At 43.8% G+C, this 3,569-nt stretch carries 4 protein-coding genes; all 4 read left to right on the top strand.

Annotated elements, in window-relative coordinates:
- Positions 1-153: 153 nt before the first annotated feature.
- On the top strand, positions 154-420 hold the full coding sequence (locus A3756_RS11300) for a hypothetical protein (protein ID WP_068553518.1): 267 nt from the start codon (positions 154-156) through the stop codon (positions 418-420).
- A gap of 59 nt (positions 421-479) precedes the next feature.
- Positions 480-680: a hypothetical protein gene (locus A3756_RS11295; RefSeq protein WP_068553517.1), complete on the top strand. Its 201-nt coding sequence runs from the start codon at positions 480-482 to the stop codon at positions 678-680.
- A gap of 229 nt (positions 681-909) precedes the next feature.
- Complete coding sequence (locus tag A3756_RS11290; protein WP_068553516.1) at positions 910-1,413, top strand: outer membrane beta-barrel protein; 504 nt, start codon at positions 910-912, stop codon at positions 1,411-1,413.
- A 343-nt stretch (positions 1,414-1,756) separates the two neighbouring features.
- On the top strand, positions 1,757-3,569 hold a 1,813-nt coding region (locus A3756_RS11285), incomplete at its 3' end, for a hypothetical protein (protein WP_068553515.1).

Below are 3,569 nucleotides of genomic sequence, written 5' to 3'. Positions count from 1 at the left end.
GCTCTTATATAGTGACCTATCAAAATGGTATTCAATGAGAGGCCGCAGGTAATGGGGGAGGCTTTTGTTCGTACAATAGTGTAATTCATTAGCCTTGCTTCTCAACAGGTATTCTGAGGGTGAATAGCAAAAAGGTAACCAAGGAAATCGTTTATGAAATATCGAATTTTAGTATTACTTATCGCTTTTTTACCAGCTTGTAGCACCCTCGCCCCCGTACCTCTTCAACTCGTCTCCCTTGAAGAGCTCGCTCAACTTGAACAAGAGCAAGCCGCTCAAGTAGCTGGCATAAATCACGCACAGCCTGGCCAGCTATTCCTGAACCAGCCTCAACAAGCTGAAAGTTATGCGAACCAAAGGTCCGTTACTGAAAAAGGCCCTGAGATCAAAATTCTGCAGCCACTTTTAAGCTCACCGTAACAAATCCGCTTTCAGTACACGTCGAATTTGCCAGTCGCCAGCCTAACGCTACGGTGAATATGAAGTCCCTTAAGCTCACCTACAAAAAGTTCTGGGGAATCGATCTGACTGACCGCATCGTTGATTATATCGAAGGAGAGAGTATTAACGCTCCTGAAGTCGAGCTACCTGCTGGGCAGCATACTCTAGAGATCTATATCGAAGATGATCAGGAGAATCAGAGTACCAAGTTGATCACCGTTGAGATTGCCGAAAGCTAAACATACTAGCTACGAGGCTTTTGGAAAAGCCGGAATCTTACGTTCTCCAAATTTTGTATCGCCCCTTGAAATTAACACTGAGTAATTTCAAATTTATTTTAATTCATTTCCAATTCTTGTCCTTCCTTAAAAAGTGAACATAAGAAGTGCCATCGGTACTCATTATTACTGTTTGCTAATAAGCACTTTTGCCTACTTAGCGAACCAATAACTTTTAAAGGATTTACACATGAACTTCAAAAAACAAATTATTGCTGGTGCTTTCTCATTAATGGCAATGGGCGCGGTAGCCGAAGAGTCTGGTATAGGAAATGATATCAATACAAGCAATATATATGTCGGTGGCGGTTTGGGTATGAACTCACTTAGCGGCTTTGATGATGCAATGGGCTTTCAAGTTTTTGGCGGCTATCGCTTCGATGATAACTTGATAAAAGTAGACAAAGTTAAACTAGCAGTTGAAGCCGGCTATATGACATCGGGTGATTTTGACTTCCGCTTTGGCGGCTCAGTTTCTGCTGATGGTATTTGGGCTGCAACGGTTGCAGACTATGCGGTAAATGAGCAAGTGAGCGGACTTTTAAGGCTTGGCCTTGATTTTGGCGATGACGATGGTTTGTTAATGGGCTTTGGCGGTGAGTATCGCGTTGACCATAACATTGCGGTTCGCGGTGAATACGTTATCAGAGATAATGTTAACAGCTTGCAGGTAAACATTGTTTACGGCTTATAATACCCTACCAATATAAGGCCAGATTAGTTTATCTGGCCTTATTCCTCTCCAGAATATTCATCAACCCTGTCGGCAGAGGACGCTATGCCTCGCTCACAGGCTACGATCTAAGCTTCTACCAAACTCTGCATTGACTAGGCTCAGGATCGTCTGCCTAAGGAAAATTCAATACTAGCGCTTAAGCCCTCTGAACACAGAAAAAGCAGCTGCAAATTTTTCTTAAAAAACTTTTACCTTTTACGTTTCATTTCAGCCAAGCGTCCATCACATATTATTGAACAGTTAATCAAACGGATACGCTTGGCTTAATTGAATTAACAAAAAATGAAAAAGGATGACGATCATGAGTACACAACAAACAACCAAGAAAAAGAAACTAATAACAGCGATAGCACTGGCGACTACAGTTGGCCTTACTGGCTGTATTGACGAAGGTGATGACGGATCAAACAGTCTTGCTAGCATTGTTGATCTGCCTCCTGGTGACCTGTGTACCAATGGTGGCAAGCAAATCCAGACCGGCCTCGATTCTAATAATAACGATACCCTGGACGCTGATGAAATTACGCAGACAACAGAAGTCTGTAATGGAGAGACAGGCGACACTGGTGAAGACGGCGTTACCGGCTTCAATAGTTTAATTGCCATGAACAATGTTGCTGCAGATGACTTAAGTTGTGAGTTTGGTGGTTTGCTTATTCGTTCTGGTCTGGATTTGAATCGTAATAGTATCTTGGACACCGACGAGATAGAGAACAACCAATACCTTTGTAACCAGGATGAAGGGTCTTCCATAGCTGCCATTATCGCGAGCCTAACAGCCTCACCAACGACTATCGAAACTCTAGAAACTACAACTTTAACCGTTACACCGACTAGCTCTGAAGACACGATTGTTTCTTATGTTTGGCGTAATGACGACGGAGATGTAATTGACTCATCGTCAAATAGGGTTGACGTGACAGAAGCTGATGCCGGAACGTATCAATATACAGTCGAGCTAACTAACGTTGATGGTATTGTTCAATCTCGATCAGTCAATATCTTAGTAACAGAGCAGCTTGAAGCCGTACAAGTTTCATCCGTGTCTACTTCGACTAGACAAGTATTTTTGCCACAAGGGTTTGATGTTGCTAGTAGTTCACCTAGTGGTGACTTTGACGGATCTATCGTAACAGCATCTCCCGAGACGGTTAGCCCGGCCTCTTTCCGAAGCTTGCGCTCTACCGCTACGCAAGTAGATGTTGCTGGCTTTATCGCCGAAAGACCCGCATTCAGCGCAGGTACGGATTCTGCTTCGGTCATGACATCGCTTTCAAATACAGTCGCTACAGAGTCGGATATTAGTTTAAGTAATGTATCAACCTCTTCACCCAACTTGAACGACGACGTTACTAGCGCCGTTTATCGCTTAAGCTTATCAAGTGCCTCAACACCAACCGAGCTAAACAATCGGCTCATTATATTGTTGGGCGTAAACCAACTCGGTGGAACTATTCAGGACTTGCCTGCCCCCTTATCTGGCGACGTACCTGCAAGCGAGTACCAGTTGAATATGAGTGTTACTTATTTCAATAACTCCGACATGCTGTTAACTGCAACTGTTGTCGCTTTAGATAACCTGGAAAGTTACTCAACTCAGGTATCAGGTCTGAATGATGGAACCAATGTTGCGGAATCGGGTGCAAGTATCGACGTAACAAGCGACAGCTATAACGCACAGGCAGAAACCTCTGCGCTTGCAGACTTTCTATTCGTTATCGACAACTCTGGAAGCATGAGCGACGAGCAGAATGCTATTAGTCAGGCTGCAACCGATTTTTCTACAGTAATGAGCGCGTCTGGCCTAGACTTCCAAATAGGCACTATCACCACAGACAATGCAAGCTTACGTGGCAATGGCTTTACCTCGGATCTAGCTCAATTTCAGATCGATGTTGTCGCAGGAACTTATGGAAGTGGCATCGAGACAGGTATTTATTACTCTGAAAATGCTTTGCTTTCGACAGCAGAGGGTGATGCTTCTGACGGTACTGTTACAACAGCTGGTTACCCTAGACCTGGAGCAACTCTTTCTGTTGTGCTCTTGAGTGATGAGCCAAGTCAATATACGTCAAACAGCGCCACTGCATTCGATGTAAGCAATAACTTATTCG

Source organism: Oleiphilus sp. HI0086, assembly GCF_001635225.1.
The sequence above is the reverse complement of the archived record's forward strand: the minus strand, read 5'-3'. Positions and strand labels throughout refer to the sequence as shown.

Coding starts and splice junctions, on each gene's coding strand:
- A3756_RS11300 (WP_068553518.1), top strand. CDS start 154: ATGAAATATCGAATTTTAGTATTACTTATCGCTTTTTTACCAGCTTGT.
- A3756_RS11295 (WP_068553517.1), top strand. CDS start 480: ATGAAGTCCCTTAAGCTCACCTACAAAAAGTTCTGGGGAATCGATCTG.
- A3756_RS11290 (WP_068553516.1), top strand. CDS start 910: ATGAACTTCAAAAAACAAATTATTGCTGGTGCTTTCTCATTAATGGCA.